The organism is Ktedonosporobacter rubrisoli, from assembly GCF_004208415.1.
In the GTDB taxonomy this organism is placed as follows: Bacteria; Chloroflexota; Ktedonobacteria; order Ktedonobacterales; family Ktedonobacteraceae; genus Ktedonosporobacter; species Ktedonosporobacter rubrisoli.
The window spans coordinates 9,948,232-9,965,197 of sequence record NZ_CP035758.1 but is presented as its reverse complement, the minus strand read 5'-3'; the positions used below and the strand labels follow the sequence as shown (position 1 = coordinate 9,965,197).

The window sequence follows — 16,966 nt, the reverse complement described above, 5'->3', positions numbered from 1 at the left end:
CCTACGCTCTCGACAGTTTTGTTGATCTCGGCATGCTCTGCAAATATTGGCGAAGCTAATGAGACTTTCTATAGACAACCTTGCGCCCCTGCACCCATACCTGTTCAATCACGGCGGGCGATGCGCCAAAGAAGAGAACATCTAGCAAATCCTGCTCGCTCCAGCCTGCCAACATCGGATGACGAAGATCAATAGCGACAAAATCAGCCAGCATGCCAGGCGCGATGACTCCTGCCTGCAATCCTAAGGCTGCCGCGCCCCGACTGGTCCCATAGTCAAGCAACAGCGGCCCTGGGGCTCCCATTTCGTCAGCAATTAGCACGCGCCGGCGCTGATAGCGCATCCGTGCCGAATATTCAGCCCAGCGCAATTCCTCAAGAGGATCAAGGCGCGTATTGCTATCCGAGCCGATAGCAAGGGGGATATGCGCAGCAACCAGCTCAGCATAAGGCGCAATCCCATCGCCAAGGTCACCCTCAGTTGTAGGGCAGACACATACCGTGCAGCCAAACTGGGCAAGTAATGCCAGCTCTTGTTCGTTGGCGTGCGTTGCATGCACAATTGTCGTCATGGGTCCCAAGGTTCCACAACGCGCTAAGAACTCTATAGGCGTACAGCCATACGCGGCCTTACACTGCTCAATTTCCGCGCGCTGCTCATCTGCATGGACATGGAGAGGGAGATGATGCAAGCGGCAATAATCGGTGATGGCCTGAAACCAGAGCTCTGGTACAGCACGCACAGAATGAGGAGCGATGCCCACAAGCGCTCCAGTAGAGCGTAGAGCCTCTACACGCGCGAGAAAAGCCTCTACTGAGCTATCACAGAAGCGGCGCTGAGCCTCCTCTGGAGGACGGTTAAAGCCGGCCTGGGCGTAGGCCGTCATCAGGAGTACAACATGGATACCGGCATCCTGCCCAGCCCGCAAAATAGCTTCGGACATCGCGTTAGGATGTTCATATGGCTGTCCGCCTGGCTGATGATGAACGTAGTGAAACTCGCCAACGCTCGTATAGCCAGCCGCGAGCATCTCGCGATACGTGCTCAATGCAGTCTCATACAGTTGGTCAGGCGTTAACTGCTGGGCCGCAGCATACATAGCATTGCGCCATGTCCAGAATGTATCCTTCTGGGAGAGTGGGCGATGGGTATGGCCTCGTAAAGTGCGCTGAAATACATGACTATGGACATTGACAAAGCCAGGCAAAAGGGCTACACCTGTTAGCGCATCGATAGATTGCTGGGCTTGCTCTTCGCTAAGCGCATCGCGCCGTGTAACCGAAACTATATAGCCCTCATCCGAAATCGAGACGACCATATTTGCCTGTAATCCTTGCGGCGTGTAGATATAATCCGGGGCAAGTTGCTGCATCACATGTACCTCATCTGCTGCACTGGCGTACAGCTCCGTGTTTGTTCTATTTCTCTTCACACTATAACAGACCAGAAGGGATTAAGGAATAGCTGCCACGCTCACAAGCCCGCCCAGGCCCCGTTCTTCGTCTAGTGGGCCTCACCTTTTATGAGCGGTCCGGAGTCACCAATAAGCTGAAAGGCGGCCCAAAAGTAGGGATGGGTCCGATACGCTTGAGCAGAGTTACGCGCGCGAGCAATAAAAGCGCGCTGCGCACTGGCCAGTGCCGCCGCCTTGCTCGCCCCGCTCAGCAGTTCCCTATAGAACATCTCCATAAGTTCCGCGCTACTGGCATCGTCGACCTTCCAAAGCGTCGGCAACAAAGAAGCGGCGCCAGCATAGAAAAACCCGCGGCCCAAGCCAATTACTTCGTCTATTCCTCCGATGACTGCACGCCCCGTCTCACAGGCACTCAAGGTAAGGAGGGAGCATGCCGAAAGGTCAAGATTGAAGACTTCTATCGCGCTGAGTTGTCGATCGGCTAGTCTGATGTGAGAAAAATTGGGTGCATCAAGGCGGAAAAGGCCATGGGCGGCAATATGCACAAGAGGGCTGCGCGGGCCGGCCTCCCACAAGAGCGCGGTAGTCGCCTCTTTATTGAGCATACAGCGTGTACCTAATAACTGCGCAACCACCTCAGCTTCGTGCTCAGCAAAAGCCAGGCGCCCACCATCGGCATGGCCCAGCACCAGCGCATCCGACAAACGTGCTGCCTTTACCTGGGTACGTTGGCCACGCTTGCGGCAGATATCGCCAAGTGCTGAAGCCGGCAGATAGGAGACATTCAAGCGTTCGACGACAAAGCGCTCTCCATCAAAGAGGCAATGAAAAGGTAAATAATGGAGCATCCCGTAGGGCACAATGATGACATGTTCACAGCCAGCCAATAGATCATCTACGGGCCGAATCAGCAAGTTGTAAAGGCGCTGGAGCAAACCCAGGCTATTTGCTTGCAGATTGGCAAGCATATGGACCTGCTCCGGGCTCCCGGCGGCCTGCGCAGTTACATCCCGATTCGTTCCCCAGAGCATCATAAGCCGCTCTAGATTGGGCACAGCCCCCTTGACAATCTGCACATCTATGCCCTGACGCGCAATCTGAAAGATATATAGATCCGGACCAGCCAGATAATATTCAAGCATCAAGGCCCGTGGAGGCAGCTTCGGCCACAATGCCGCAACAATACTTGTTGTCCAGTTGCGGCGCGGGCGCGCCACCAAATCGCCGGCCGAACGCAATTGAATCTGCTCCAACAGGCGCTCTATATGACGCTCCCTCTGCTTCATCTCCTGCCTGGCACGCGCCGGGCCAATTGCGCGCATACGCATAACTGCAGTATTGCTAAGATTAGCCCCGTTCTCGGTCTCGTAAACAATCGAGCTATACCAGGCCTGCTCCTCACGCAGTTTTGCCAGATCCTCAAGAATGGCCTCACCGGCCTTATCGCCAGCCCGCAAACGGATGTCGATATTATTGCGCAGATAGTCGCCAAGCACGCGCGATTTGGCCTTCTCAACGTAAACCAGGGCCTGATCATCGTTTCCACCCTTCAGGGCAAAGGTTACAGCCCGCTGATAGATACCGCCTTTATCCTCAAGATAGCTTGTGCGCTCTTCCATAACCAGGCGGCTCTGTACCTCATCGATCCCCTGCACAGCTCGATCATAGTAATAAGCAGCCTTGTGTATATCCCCCCGCTTTTCCGCCAATTGCCCGAGCAGATCATCACATCGATATTTCAGGTCAAGTAAACCCTGTCCCTGAGCGATATCAAGCGCTTGATCACAAAGATATTGCGCGGTTGAGACATCGCCTTCTGCGTCGGCAAGATAAGCCTGCAGCAGGGTAGCAAAAGCCAGATGCGGTAAGTCTTCCTGCTCGGCAAAAGCGTCAGCCGCGTGCTCAGCCTCGCGCAAGCTAGCCTTATATTGCTGATCAGCAAAATAGAGCTCGGCCCGTCTTAAATGCACGAGAGCCGCCAGCTTGACAAAGCCGCCACCGTGGAGCAAAGAGCTAGCTTCTTTTAGCATGGCTTCAGCATCCCCGAATTTTCCTTCCAGGGTTGCCGCTGTAGCCTGATGCATAAGGGAGCGCGCCACATTATGGCCCAGCCCCTTTACGGTCCGAAAAAATTGGGCAGTCTCCGCAGCAAGTTCGCTGGCCTCGCGCGTGCGATTTAAACGCATCAGGCAAAAGCACATTTGCTGGGCAGTTTCCGCAGCGGCAAAGTCCATGTCATGTTTTTGAAAGAGGGCTCGACTCCGGTTATAGAGCTGCAAGGCCTGGCTATAGCGTCCCTGGGCGGCAAATATATCCGCGATATTGAGTTCTTCGCGCGCAACAGCTATCTCCTGGCTCTCGCCATGCAGAGCAAAGGTAGCGCAAGCCAATTGATGGAGAGCCACGGCTTCGCGAAACTTGCCCATGGCCGCCAGCGTAAGAGCTTTATTGCCCCGCGCCCGCGCCACCAGCAGATCAACTTTCTCGCCGTGCAGCAAATATGTCTCAATTGCCCGATCGAAAAGGCGCAAGGCTGCATCATATTGCCCCAGCTCGTAGTTGACGATCGCCGCATTGACATCGATCTGACCGGCCCGCAATAACTTCCCATGGCGCATAAAAATCTCGCGCGCAGTCGAGGCGTCGCGCAGAGCTTCAGTCGTACGATTCAGGCTCAGGCAGGCATTGATACGTCCGATGCGGGTACGCGCCCATCCTACCTCATCGCCCGCCGCAAAAAATTCTTCGCCGGCGGCATCAAAAAAAGGCAGCGCTTCCTGATCGCGGTCCATACGACGCAAAGCATCGCCGCGCGCCATCAGGCCAAGGGCGTGATAATATTTGTTCTGGGTAAGATCGCCGACCAGCAAGAGATAGCCAGCCAGAACAAACGAGAGGGGAGCATCGTTAGTCCAGCAACGATCTGCTTCCTTCTTGATGAGATATACCAGCCGATCAAGAGCAACGCTGCTGAACGCTGGCACATGCGTCCGCAGCAGATGCTTTCCCTGCTCTTCATTTGTGCGTAGCAGTGCTGAAACGAGGTCCTGGGGAGTCATAGAGGCTATTGATCTAAGACCACAGCTAATTGTTCGATAACGATCACGCTTTCGGGAAACTGCATTTCAAGCGTGTAGGTGGCAGGCATAATTGATGAAAAGATAAAATTTCCTAACTCATCAATATATTGTACATACTCGTGCTTCGCTGGCGAAACGAGTTGTACAGCTATGCCCTGAAGCGCGCCTAAATCAGTATCCTTGCGCGAGACAAAACCAATCAGCTGCACTGAGTCATTCCTATGCGTCCCTTGTTCAACCTGGATAGACACGCTAACATCTTCGGCTACATAATTACGCGGCCATAAAGCCTCCTCACCACGTAATGCGAGCGACGCCGGTTGAGATGGCACCAGCGTGGCAACAATGCGCCTGACTTCTGAGAGAATGTGGCTGCTCAGCTGCTCAACGACCCGGCCAGCTTCTTGCTGGATATGGTGATTCAGGGAAGGTTTGCTACGCGCAACAGATGGGCGCTCAGCCAGCACAAGGTCATTGGCTAAAAACTGAGCAAGCGTAGCCACTTCAGCCGAACAAAACTTACAGATCTCTAGATGCTTCTGGACACGTAAAACCTCTTTAGGATCGAGGAAGCCAAGCTGATACTCGCCAAGCACCTGGTTAGATGGACAATCCAATCTATATAGCTTACTGGTAAGCTCGCGCTCCATTTGGCGATAGGTTGCTAACCGAGCTGAACAATATTGGCAGCGTGCGAGATGTTGTACAACAGCAGGCCGCACCTTCTCTCCCGCAAGATAGGCAACTATTTCTTCCTCGCGAATAGCCCCCGGTTCACTACACTGCATGAGCGTTTCCTCTAGATTCACATATAGGATTTCAGCACAAATGGCCACGGCTCATTTGTCCTCTTAGTGTTAATAAACGAATCCCTCAACGATTTTCGCATCACTCCCACATCTTCTTCACAAAGAAAACACAGCTACAAAGCTGAGAGCCGCAATTATGCTTGCTGGCGAAACATCATACGCAAACGCTTATTGCGTCGCAAACGCTCTAAGACGTTACGCTTCACCCGATAGACATCATCTACGGTGGGGAAAATACGGCGCTGTTGAGTACAGATCTCTCCCGGCTTCATACCTTGAACGTAGGCCAGGTAGACTAACACACGCTCATCATCACTATTGAGTTCTTCTTGAATAATCTGCCACAATCCCTGGGCAGAAAGATTTGCCACAATATCCTCGGCAGGGTCACCCACAGCAGGCTCATGCTCTATTAATTCTAGCGTTTCTTCGTATTGGCGCGCCTGCCTTACACGAATTTCGTCGGCTACCACACTATGCACACACATCTTAAGATATTTCAAGACTGCAGCCAGAGAATCAAAATTCTCCATCTTGGCCGGGGTAAGCGCCTGGGCAAACTTGGCAAAAGCAGCGTTCACCAGCACAGCACCACCATCTTGTCCCATGAGAGATACAGCGCTTTGGTGCTGCGTTACCCAGGTGAGCACTAGCGGCGAATATTGTTGATACACACTCGACCAGGCGGCATCATCCCGTTTTACAATAGCTCGACGAAACAATTCTAAACAATAACTGTCATCCGATGCATTCTGCCTGAGGAACTTGCTGGTCTCTTCCGAGCAACAACGAGCTAAATCATTAATGGAAAGTAGCTCCAGTTGTTGCACACGATTACTCTGCCCTCTCTTACTGGATTGTGAATCCAAAGGGTGCGAGAGGTTGCCAGACTCCATCGACAATAGCCCCCTGCTTCCTGACTAGTAAATAGTTATCGACGTATTTATGCAGTATAGCATGTGCAAAACAAGGCTACAAGCACCTACACAAGAATAATGTTTTCGCTCTCCACTAATTTAACATACAGCCTGAGCATATATTACGACTATTGCGGCACATCTGGCCAGCTCTTTTGCTCTTGCAAACCGGCCCTCCAACAGAAGAGCCACAGCTAAGCGAATGCGCAAAATTTTTTGCCTCTTTGAGGAAGCTTCAGCATAGATCTGCTATTCCGCCTTTTTTTAGCGTTTATACTTATAAAGACTTAAACAAAAATGCTCCTTAAGCTGGCTTTTCAAGCAGCAAATAGGAGAATAGGTCAGATAAGTCTAAAAATTTTCACAATTTTTTAATTTTATGGTATGCTTGAACCGCCCATCGACATAGTATTTATTACCTCGGGAGCAAATACCACCAAAGGTGGAATAAGGATGTTCAACTCACAAAGAAGAGGATTCTCAACGGAGAGGCTTCGGCATATCATTCAAGTTATTCAACTCGGTCGTAAAACCGGCCTCTTAACTGTCGAGAGGGGCGAAGATATGAGACTAGAAGAGGGCGAGATCTCTTTCGTTCAGGGATATATTACCCATGCTCGCTGCGGACAACTCAACGGTCAGCCAGCCCTGGACCGCCTGAATACCTGGGGCGAATGTCGCTTCAAATTTTTCTCACCCACTACTGATGGCATCAGTGGCCTTCTGCCTGCTGTGCGCACCTCAACAGGCCCTTTGCCGGCTATCCAGACGCCTACCAGTCCCTTGCCAGCCATTCAAACTCCTACCAGCCCTTTGCCAGCTATCCAGACGCCTACCAGTCCCTTGCCGGCCATTCAAACTCCTACCAGTCCTTTACAAGAGACCAATCCATACTTACGTACGCCCGCCAATATGCTGAGAAATATGCAAGAGAATAATGCGGCAAGAGCCTCAAATAGCTCACCACCACGGCGCATCCGGCAGGTCGAAGAGGCTATTTCCTGGTTAAATCAGGCCGGGCTCTCGCGTACACATCGTCATATATTCTTGCTCGTCGATGGAAATCGTACAGTTCCTGAACTTGCGCGCCTGATAGGACGCAGGCCAGATGAAATAGAACGCTTGCTTCGTGACCTGGAACGTATAGGGATTATTCAGTAGCCATATCAAAAGGTAGAAAGCAGCATGTCACAAAGGATGTTCGAGCCACGGCGGCGCACCCCGCTGTCTCTACGCGTCTCCCTCGGGCTGCTCTTCGCAGCAGTGTTGCCGCTGATCATTACGATTATCTTCCTCCAATGGCAAGCCAGGCCGGCTCTTGTCTCACAGGCGAACGCAGCTATGGAGAATGATGCCAAAACTCGTGTTCAGTTGATAGATGCTTATTTTGGAGAGCGCTTACTGGATTTACAGACGCTAGCTCAAGTTCCCAGCGTCCAGGAATTTCTAGCCGCGCCTCCAATTCCCAATTCGCCCGACTATCAGAATCTGGCCCTACATGCCAGCTTCGCCCTGGAGGCTGGCATCTATCGCGATCATCGCTACACCTCCTGGGAGCTGTTCAATCCCAAAGGACAGCTGCGTCTGTATTATCCCCTGAATACGAAGCCACTCAAGCATGGTAGCGCACTTATTCCCGACGACGAATTAAATTTGGCTTTGGCCCGCAAAACGTTTATCTCGGCGGTCTACGTCGATCCTACCAGTCACAAAGCGGCTGTCGACATTTACTCACCGATTGTACAGACGCCTCAGCCAGGCACAAGCCAGCAACCAGCTTTCCTGGGTTTCATACGTACAAGCCTCAATCTTGACTACATCTGGAATATTGTTCAAGGAGACCTGGGCAACAATGGCCCTGGTAGCTATGCCTTTATTCTCGACAAAAGTGGTATTTGCATTGCTAATACCGATCCAGCTCGTCGCTTCCAGGCCATCAAGGACTTACCGGCCGACTTACAGCAGCGCATCGTACAAGAAAAGCGCTTTGGCAGCGCCAGGCCGGTCACTGTAAACAAAAATCCCTTACTGGCCCAGAAACTGGATACCAATGTTCCACTCTCCACTTTTCAGATGCCCCTTAGCGGGCAGGAAGCTTTTCAGGTTGCTTTGCAAACTTCTGCTACGCTTCCCTGGTATTACTTCGTGCTCAGTCCGATCAATACCGTGACCAGCGTTGCCAATCAGCAATTAATCGAGAATATTCTGATTGCTCTGGTTATGGCATTGCTCGTCGCATTGGCTGGCTGGGCCTTTGGACAAAACATTACCCGCCCCATTCTTACAGCCGTTGAGTATATCCGCAGCAACAGCCAGACGCTAAGCAGTCTGGCCACAAAGCAACAAGACATTGCCACAGAACAGATGTGGGTCGTCGATGCTTCACAAATCGGCCTGCAATCTGTACAATATTATAATGAGGCAACAAAGATTGCCACGCATCAGCTTCGCGAGACGGTTACTGCGCTCCTGACCCATTGGAATCAGCTTGATGCGGAGACAGCGAGGCAAGCCTTAGAGCGCATCATTGCAGCGACGCAATATATCGACCAGGCCTCTCGCTATCAGGAAGCAAGCAACAATAAGTTATCAACAGCACTTAATGTGGCAACTCAGGTAAATGAGCAGCTAGCAACGGGGGCAACCTCGGCGGCTAACGCGGCCACCCAACTTGAACAGGTTGTAGCCCAGTTGCGTTCCGTTGTTGGCAAATAGCATCAGAGCTAGAAATAAAGGGCAGGTCAGAGCACAATGCGCGAAATTGGCAGTATTAAGCTTGTACAGATACAGCGTTCTCCGCTTAAGCGTGGAGAAAAGCCGCATCGTTACTATGATCCTTCAGAAATCCTGACGATGAGCAGCCTGCTTCTCACAGGAAAAGGGGTTATTGGCGTCATCTCGGATGATGAACATCTCCTGGATGTCCACCATGCCGATCATCCCCGCTCGCACCACCAGGGTGACAATGGCATCTCTATTGGGTTCACCAGTCATTATCGCTCTATGCGTGCCCGGTTTGGAGAGCACCTACTTGACGGCTATGCCGGCGAGAACATTCTTGTGGAAACCGAGGAGGAGCAAACGCTGTCCGATCTGGAGGGCGGGGTGACGATTGAAATTGCTGCCACGGGACAACTCGTCCCTTTAAAGGATATTATGGTAGCCGCGCCGTGTGTCGAGTTCAGCCGTTTCTCTCTCAAAGAGGACAACGAGCCCTCGGCCGAACAGTTAAAAAAAGCTCTGCAATTTCTTAATCACGGCAAGCGCGGCTTTTACGCAACCCTGGCGGATTCCGCCTCGTTTATTGAGATTCAGGCTGGGGACAGACTGCTTACCAGCGCCTGATCCCCAGCCAATTTACCGGCCCTGAAACTACTCGCCATAGGGTACCCAGATATTTTTTACCTGGGTTGCCTCGCGCAAGAACTCTTCGCCCTCGCCCTGCTTCACATCAAGCCAGTCGCGCGCCCGACCATGATTGACCCAGGTATATTTCATATTGCCTGTAGAGGCAAGTTCCACCTGCCGCGAGCCTTCTGGCGAGCCAAAATACCACATAGCATCAACGTCGTCATGCTCGGCCAGAACCTTGCTGAGCGCCTCACGATCTCCCGTGACGATATTGACGACTCCCGCCGGCACATCTGACGTTTCCAGGACCTGATAGAAGTCTGTCGCGCTTAAAGGTGCCTTTGGTGAAGGAATGACAATCACCGTATTGCCCATGGCAATAGCCGGGGCAACGAGCGAGACAAAGCCCAGAAGAGGGTTTTCATCAGGACAGGCTAGCCCCATGACGCCGCGCGGCTCGGGTAGCGCCAGCACAACACCGCGCAAGGGCGGACGGTGCACAGACCCTTCATACTTATCGGTCCAGGCCGCATAGCTAAACAAACGCGAGAGGCTTACCTGCACTTCGCTGAGCGCGTCGGCATAGGAACATCCAACTTGTTGCGCTATTCTACGGGCAAACTCATCCTCACGTACAGCCAGATTCTCGGCGATATAATAGAGAATCTGAGCCCGGTTATGCGCAGTACCCGCAGCCCAGGAGCTGGCCGCATGCGCCGCCTCTACAGCGTTACGGATATCTTTGCGATTGCCCTCGCCAACTTCACCAATCAGCCGCCCAGCCGGTTCGTAGATAGGGCGGCTATAGCCAGAATCCGGCCGCGTCTGCTTCCCTTTAATGAACAGCTTTGGCGTGCGATCAATAGCCGGCAGGTGCGGCACGTAGCCATTGACGGCTGCTTGTCCTTCCACTGCACCCTCCTGCGCATCAGCTTCAAGCTCAGTAACCCCACCGTCGCCATTCTGCTTGGCGGACTTCCCGGCCTGAGCTTGCGCAGCGCGTTTCGCCTTTGTCGCCTGTGGCTCTGCCTTCCAGGCTGGCTGCACATATTCATAGAGCCCCTCTTTCCCGCCTTCACGCCCGTATCCGCTCTCGCGATAGCCGCCAAAGCCGCTAGAGGCATCAAACAGGTTAGTACAATTAATCCAGACACTTCCAGCCTTGAGCTTAGGCGCGACGTCAAGGGCCAGGTTGATATTCTCGCTCCAGATGCTTGCCGCCAGGCCATAGCGCGTATTATTCGCCAGAGCCACTGCCTCTGCAGGCGTGCGAAACGTCATCGCCACCAGGACCGGCCCAAAGATCTCAACCTGGGCAATCGTCGAGGCTGGTGTAACATTGGTAAACAGTGTGGGCGGAAAGAAATAGCCCTCAGTTGGACAGGCCCAGGACGGCTGCCACATCTGGGCGCCCTCTTCGAGACCCTGCTGTACCAGGCGCTGGATTTCTTTGAGCTGCGCGGGAGAAACGATAGCTCCCATATCTACAGCTTTATCCAACGAGTCGCCAACGCGCAAACGTTCCATACGCACGCGCAGCTTCGCCAACAGACACTCAGCAATATCTTCCTGCACCAGTAAACGCGAACCTGCACAACAGACCTGGCCTTGATTAAACCAGATGGCATCCACCACGCCCTCTACCACACTATCCAAATCAGCATCGTCAAAGACAATAAACGGCGACTTGCCACCCAGCTCCAGGGAAAGTTTCTTGCCCGAGCCAGCCGTGGTCCGCCTGATATTTCGCCCAACCTCGGTTGAGCCCGTAAAAGCAATCTTTTTGATACCTGGATGGCGCACCAGAGCTTCGCCAACCTGCGAAGCTTCGCCAGTGAGGATATTTATTACGCCAGCCGGCAAGCCAACTTCCTGCACAATCTCGGCAAATTTGAGCGCCGTCAGCGGCGTATAGCGCGCTGGCTTGAGCACAACCGTATTGCCCATGGCGATGGCCGGAGCAATCTTCCAGGCAAGCATGAGCAAGGGGAAATTCCAGGGGATAATCTGACCAACAACGCCCAGCGGTCGATAATCGGGAAGCTCGGAAGTCATGAGCTGCGCCCAGCCCGCGTGATAATAAAAATGACGTGCCACCAGCGGAATATCGATATCGCGCGTCTCCCGAATCGACTTGCCGTTATCAAGCGCCTCCAGGACTGCCAGGAGGCGCGAATGCTTCTGAATATGGCGCGCCAGGGCATACAAATAGCGTGCGCGGATATGGCCTGGCGTCTTGCTCCAGATTTCAAACGCGGCCTGAGCGGCCTCTACGGCAGCATCAACATCCGCCTGGTTGGCTGAAGCCACCTGCACAAGCGACTTACCAGTTGCCGGATTGGTGCTTTCTAGATATTGTCCGCTGTTCGGCTTCACCCAGCGGTTATTGATAAACAGTCCGAACGCTTGCTGCTTTTGCAGCCACTCTAAAGCCGGCGTTGGCGCCTCGGGAGCCGGACCATAATCCATCGTCTCAAAAATGTCCATAACCTTCATCGCATTCCCCCTTATACCATTGGATTGTGATGAGCTGCCGCATAACGCCCGTTCACAAAGTAGGCAAGTTGTCGTTCAATATCCGAGAGTAGGCCGCTCGCACCTATGCGGAAGAGCGTATTGTTAAGCCATGCGTTCCCCAGTTCTTCCTTCATTAGGATCAGCCAATCTAAAGCCGATTTGGCTGTACGAATACCGCCCGCCGGCTTAAAGCCTACTTTATAACCAGTCAGCTCATAATAATCGCGAATGGCGCGCGTCATGACCAGGCCAACCGGCAGAGTAGCATTCACAGCTTCCTTGCCCGTAGAGGTTTTGATAAAATCGGCTCCTGCCATCATACATACCAGGCTGGCCATACCAACATGGCGTAGGGTAGCCAGCTCATGCGTGGCGAGAATAGTCTTCATGTGTGCATCGCCGCAGGCAGCCCGAAACGCTCTGACCTCATCATAGAGCGCCTGCCAATTGCCGGTCAGTACATGCGCACGCGAGATAACAATATCGATCTCACGCGCTCCCGCCTGCACCGAGGCCTCTATCTCCTGCAGCTTTTGCGCAAAAGGATTTTGCCCGGCAGGAAAGCCAGTTGAGACAGCAGCCACAGGAATCGTCGTACCTTGCAAGGCTTCTACGGCAACCGAGACAAGATTATGATAGACACAAACGGCGCCTACCTGCAGTTCATCCGCGCCGAGAGCCGTAAGTATATCAGATCGTACAGGCTGACGAGCCTTCATACAGAGGCGCAATACATTCCCAGGAGTATCATCTCCCGCCAGCGTCGTTAAGTCGATACAGGTAATCGCGCGCAGCAGCCAGGCTGCCTGCCACTCTTTCTTGACGGTCCGCCTGGTTGGTAGAGTTGCTGCTCGCCGCTCAACCGCACTACGATTGACACGCACCTGGCGCACCCAATCGAGATCCAGCGGTATACCATCGTTGCGTGCTGGTAAAGCCAGTGAAGTCGGCTCCTGGCTAGCCTCAGGCTCAGTTCGACGTTTCGTGGTGGTCATTACGCATTTCCTTTGCTAAGCGAAGAATTGCAAACTTTCAAAGATATCTTGATGCATAACCGCAAGCCTTGTCAAGCGAAGCTTTCTGCTCAAGCAGGTCTCTGAGGGCTTGCTACCAGGCACACGTCCATTTGAACGCGTCAAGGCAAGGAGCGCACCTGAAGCGGGAAGCGCGCAGGCAGATTGAGCGCTGCAATTAAGCAAAAGAGCCGGGCACCACCCGCGACCCGCTATAAGTCAACAGATAGTGCTCGGCTCTCGATTTACCTTCCCTGATTATTTATAATCGGCACATCTCATTAATTATGCAGTGAAACGTGCCTTTTGTTGCTGATGGAAAGGTGCAAGTGCCTCATTTGCTGCCACAATAGTGCGCAATTTCTCAACCAGCTCAGCGAATCTGTGGCCAGGGATGGTCAAAACAACCTCGCCAGGAGTCAAGCCAACGTAGGTACGCGCTCCTACACAGCCAAAGCTCATAGAAGTCTCGTCAGTCTGTAAAGTGCGCGGGATTACGCCACAAGTTGGTCGTCCGAAGGCGCTTTGCCCGCCCTCCAACCAGTTTACCCGACCAAGAGCTTCAGCAATCAGCATAGCCTGCTCCGTATTGAGGATATTGAGCACAACGTCAGGCTCAATAGGCATCTGATCCAGGCGCCCATAGACAATACTCTCGTGCGGCTTCTTCACGACTGGTAAAGCTGCAACCTCAGATGGGGAGAAATACTGAACATTCGCCATCGTCTCAACCAGCGTCTGTGCCCTCTGTTGCGCTGAGGCCGGCATCGTAAAGCCCATAGTCATCATGCCAATCGGGCACTCCTGGTGATCATCGGCCGTCGCATAGAAAACACCGTTCTCCGCCAGGCGCCAGAACGTGCACGCAGAAGGTACGCCCGTCGTAGAATGCTTTACGCCTTCAGGGGCGCTTTCGACAAAGGCCAGGGCTACGGGCACATGCTGAGATTGCAAGAGATGGGTAAATTCTTTGGCCAATTCCTGGTACAAGATAATCTTCCTTCCCGCTTATTTTCAGACCATTCAAGGTCGGAACAAAACTCATTCCACACCGATTTTAGCACACTACCTCGTTCCAGAAGCAGAGTAGGGATTTTAGCGTACGTTGTATTTCACAACTAAGCCTTTGACCCAGCCGCGTTGCTTCTCCGTAGGCACAAAATTATTCTTACGCAAACGCTTCGCCATATCCTTGACGAATTTGCGCTCCGGCTCGCTCACGCGCGAATTATCCACAGCAAGAGTAGCGAAGCAAGCTTCAAGCAACTCTACCTGGTGGCGCAGATTGGCAAGCTCAGCACCAGGCAAGCCCCCACGCGCCTCCGGAGTTTGCGCTTCTCTCCATTTTTCGTAAGCCGCGTAATCACCATTCCAGGCACCCAGGCCTGCTAGCTCATCGGCAAGTTCATTGTGAACGTGTCCGGCATGCCCACGAACCCATTCAAATATGGGTGGGCTTGCGCGAAAGGAGAGGAGTTTACGATATATCTCCCAGAGGTCCGTATTTGCCTTCATCCGGTAGGTTCCCTGAGCTACCTTAATGGTATACTCGCTATCGCTAAAGATAGTCAGAGGCAGACCAGGAGGAGCAAGCGATAGCACAGCCAGTACCGCAGCCAGCTCGGCTCGATTATTGGTAGTAGCAGGCGCTTTCGGGATATGTCCATATCCTTCAAAACGAGCAGCCCCCTTGCGCATCTGCCCATTCTCGCTATCTGCCGCCGCCCACAGGAGCGCGCACCATCCTGCAGGCCCGCCAGGATTCTTAATGCAAGCACCATCGGTATAGGCAACCACGCCTCGCTGATCCAATGCTGGCAAAATCGCATATAGATCACGATCTACAACAACATCCAATACTGAATGCCATTCTAAGGAGTTATTCGCAATGTTCAAGCAATAACTTCAACCTTTCAAGATAGTGCCAGGTTTACTGCCTCCCTCCGTGCTCACCTTAAGAACGCTTAGACCAGTCAGAGAAACAAAAAATGGCCTTAACGGCCAGATCTGCATAAGTTTGGTTGGAGGTACTCATAACCGGCTAAAGAGCTCCGCTGCACAAAAGTGGAAATAGTAGGAAAAGAACGGAACCTATCGAGGTAACGACGTAATTCGAGCGCATTTACATGGTACACGCGACCATCCAGGGTAGCTGCAATATGCCCTTCAGCAATCGCCTTACAAAGATCAGCAACAGTCGGGATACGGTCAGACACAAGACACCTCCCTACGAAATACTGCGATACGCTAATGTACCGACGCGACTAAGGCTGTAAACAAAACAACCTACATCGACAACACGAGCCTGAGAGCAAGCTAGTTTCACAAGTTCTAGCGAAGAGAGCACAGCCAGAGTTATCATTACTCTCTTTCCTCGGCACAAGTCACTGATGCCTTTATACCTCCTCTTTAGACTGACCATCCTGGCTATCAAGCACAGCATCATCATCAAGCAATCCCCTCATAGGATCAATATACATCATATGGCGGATGAGATCAATCTGCTTGATAACTTCTTTAATAGCAGGAATGAGAAACTGCTGCCCCTGTTCCGATTTGACCACATACACATCATTGCCACCAGTAGGCATAATCTCGCTAATCGTGCCCAGCTCGCGCCCATCGAGCAGAGCCACGTGCAGGCCAAGAATATCGTGCTGATAATAAGAGTCTGGCGGCAATTGTGCCAACTCATCCAGTGGAATACATAAATCGTGATTGCGCAGGGTCTCTGCGGCATTAGCATCCTCAATACCGCTAAGCTTTAAGACGATCATATCCCCTTTATACGGGCGGACCTTCTCGATGGTATAAGGCTTATGGTCAGGGCCGACATAGATCTTCTCAAGCCGAGCAAAACGATCAGGGATATCGCTTAACGAGAATACCTTGAGCTCGCCCCGAATACCAAAAAAGGCCACTACTTTTCCGATAGTGGCCCATTCTGTTTTTTCTTCCCTCGGCATGATGTCCTCTATAGCCTGCTTTCTACTCTCACTCGCACCTGACCAGATTCTGGGCAAATAAGAGTGCGAATGGATCGGCGTCTACCCCCGGGACACTCTACACCAGACAACATGATCATTTCCACTGGTCCAACGGCCTACAAAATCTCCAGCGATGTATGGCGCCCTTCGCGCGTACCAACTGCCCGCATAAGAGTCCGCATAGCCTTAGCAACGCGCCCCTGGCGACCAATCACTTTACCAAAGTCATCAGGTGCAACATGCAATTCTAATACCAGCGCGTTTCGATCATTACGAACTTCGCGCACCTGCACACCGGCAGGATCATCTACAAGTGACTGAGCAATATACTCAACCAGTTTACGCATATTTTAACCTTACTTCAGATAGTCCCACTAAGCCTGTGTAGGATTCTGAGCAGAGGAAGCCGCCTTCTCCTGCGAGAAACGGTCCATCACACCTACCCTCTTGAGCAAACTGGCTACGGATTCTGTAGGCTGGGCGCCATTCTTCAGCCAGCTCAAAGCCTTCTCCTCATTAATATTGATCGCGGAAGGCTCGACACGCGGATTGTACCATCCGATATTCTCAATAATGCGACCATCGCGCGGAGAGCGCGAGTCAGCAACTACAACACGGTAGCTAGGGGCCTTCTTCATCCCTGTACGCTTTAAACGAATCTTGACAGTCATGCTTTCTAACTCTCACCTCTTCCCCACTACTGGGGATCTGTATTTTCGGCAACGCCACCCTCATATGTGGCGTACTTAACACCCACGGCACCTTACAGCGCCCCTGCACTTCAGCCAGACAAGCATAGCATGGAGTGCAAAAATTGTCAATGTCAGGCTCATAAGCTCAGCATTACCCAAATTGCGAAACGACTTCAGGCCACGAAG

The 16,966-nt window shown here is 52.5% G+C and carries 15 protein-coding genes; 3 read left to right on the top strand and 12 right to left on the bottom strand.

All coding sequences use genetic code 11. The annotated features are described in order from the left end of the window. Positions 1-55: 55 nt before the first annotated feature. The 4 genes from EPA93_RS42690 to EPA93_RS42675 form a co-directional block, all read right to left on the bottom strand. Positions 56-1,372: a formimidoylglutamate deiminase gene (locus EPA93_RS42690; RefSeq protein WP_129893401.1), complete on the bottom strand. Its 1,317-nt coding sequence runs from the start codon at positions 1,370-1,372 to the stop codon at positions 56-58. Positions 1,373-1,503: 131 nt separating this feature from the next. Continuing rightward, positions 1,504-4,473, bottom strand: coding sequence for a CHAT domain-containing protein (locus tag EPA93_RS42685; protein WP_129893400.1), 2,970 nt, complete (start codon positions 4,471-4,473; stop codon positions 1,504-1,506). A 5-nt stretch (positions 4,474-4,478) separates the two neighbouring features. Next, on the bottom strand, positions 4,479-5,282 hold the full coding sequence (locus tag EPA93_RS42680) for an anti-sigma factor (protein ID WP_129893399.1): 804 nt from the start codon (positions 5,280-5,282) through the stop codon (positions 4,479-4,481). Between the two features lie 155 nt (positions 5,283-5,437). Then, positions 5,438-6,133: an RNA polymerase sigma factor gene (locus tag EPA93_RS42675; protein ID WP_129893398.1), complete on the bottom strand. Its 696-nt coding sequence runs from the start codon at positions 6,131-6,133 to the stop codon at positions 5,438-5,440. Between the two features lie 471 nt (positions 6,134-6,604). Between EPA93_RS42675 and EPA93_RS42670 the strand changes: the two genes are divergently transcribed. From EPA93_RS42670 to EPA93_RS42660, 3 genes are read left to right on the top strand one after another with little or no spacing between them, the layout of a single operon-like run. Beyond that, a complete protein-coding gene (locus EPA93_RS42670; RefSeq protein WP_129893397.1) occupies positions 6,605-7,381 on the top strand; it encodes a DUF4388 domain-containing protein in 777 nt (258 codons plus the stop codon). A 24-nt stretch (positions 7,382-7,405) separates the two neighbouring features. After that, positions 7,406-8,935: a cache domain-containing protein gene (locus tag EPA93_RS42665; protein WP_129893396.1), complete on the top strand. Its 1,530-nt coding sequence runs from the start codon at positions 7,406-7,408 to the stop codon at positions 8,933-8,935. A 36-nt stretch (positions 8,936-8,971) separates the two neighbouring features. Next, positions 8,972-9,565, top strand: coding sequence for an MOSC domain-containing protein (locus EPA93_RS42660; RefSeq protein WP_129893395.1), 594 nt, complete (start codon positions 8,972-8,974; stop codon positions 9,563-9,565). A gap of 27 nt (positions 9,566-9,592) precedes the next feature. Here the strand turns inward: EPA93_RS42660 and EPA93_RS42655 are convergent, their stop codons facing one another. The 8 genes from EPA93_RS42655 to rpsP form a co-directional block, all read right to left on the bottom strand. Continuing rightward, the gene (locus tag EPA93_RS42655; RefSeq protein WP_129893394.1) at positions 9,593-12,067 is read right to left on the bottom strand and encodes an aldehyde dehydrogenase family protein; all 2,475 of its coding nucleotides are present in this window, start codon (positions 12,065-12,067) and stop codon (positions 9,593-9,595) included. Between the two features lie 11 nt (positions 12,068-12,078). Beyond that, positions 12,079-13,083, bottom strand: coding sequence for a deoxyribose-phosphate aldolase (gene deoC, locus EPA93_RS42650; protein WP_129893393.1), 1,005 nt, complete (start codon positions 13,081-13,083; stop codon positions 12,079-12,081). 303 nt (positions 13,084-13,386) lie between these two features. Then, on the bottom strand, positions 13,387-14,091 hold the full coding sequence (locus EPA93_RS42645) for a DUF169 domain-containing protein (protein WP_165423768.1): 705 nt from the start codon (positions 14,089-14,091) through the stop codon (positions 13,387-13,389). Positions 14,092-14,196: 105 nt separating this feature from the next. Beyond that, positions 14,197-14,997 (bottom strand): RNase H family protein, encoded by an 801-nt coding sequence (locus EPA93_RS42640; RefSeq protein ID WP_129893391.1) that lies wholly within the window; start codon positions 14,995-14,997, stop codon positions 14,197-14,199. A 98-nt stretch (positions 14,998-15,095) separates the two neighbouring features. Next, a complete protein-coding gene (locus EPA93_RS42635) occupies positions 15,096-15,317 on the bottom strand; it encodes a hypothetical protein (protein WP_129893390.1) in 222 nt (73 codons plus the stop codon). A 180-nt stretch (positions 15,318-15,497) separates the two neighbouring features. Next, on the bottom strand, positions 15,498-16,067 hold the full coding sequence (rimM, locus tag EPA93_RS42630; protein WP_129893389.1) for a ribosome maturation factor RimM: 570 nt from the start codon (positions 16,065-16,067) through the stop codon (positions 15,498-15,500). A gap of 137 nt (positions 16,068-16,204) precedes the next feature. After that, a complete protein-coding gene (locus EPA93_RS42625) occupies positions 16,205-16,435 on the bottom strand; it encodes a KH domain-containing protein (RefSeq protein ID WP_129893388.1) in 231 nt (76 codons plus the stop codon). A gap of 27 nt (positions 16,436-16,462) precedes the next feature. Next, positions 16,463-16,759 carry a 30S ribosomal protein S16 gene (gene rpsP / locus EPA93_RS42620; protein ID WP_129893387.1) on the bottom strand — a complete coding sequence of 99 codons (297 nt, stop codon included), beginning with the start codon at positions 16,757-16,759 and terminating at the stop codon, positions 16,463-16,465. Between the last annotated feature and the right edge of the window lie 207 nt (positions 16,760-16,966).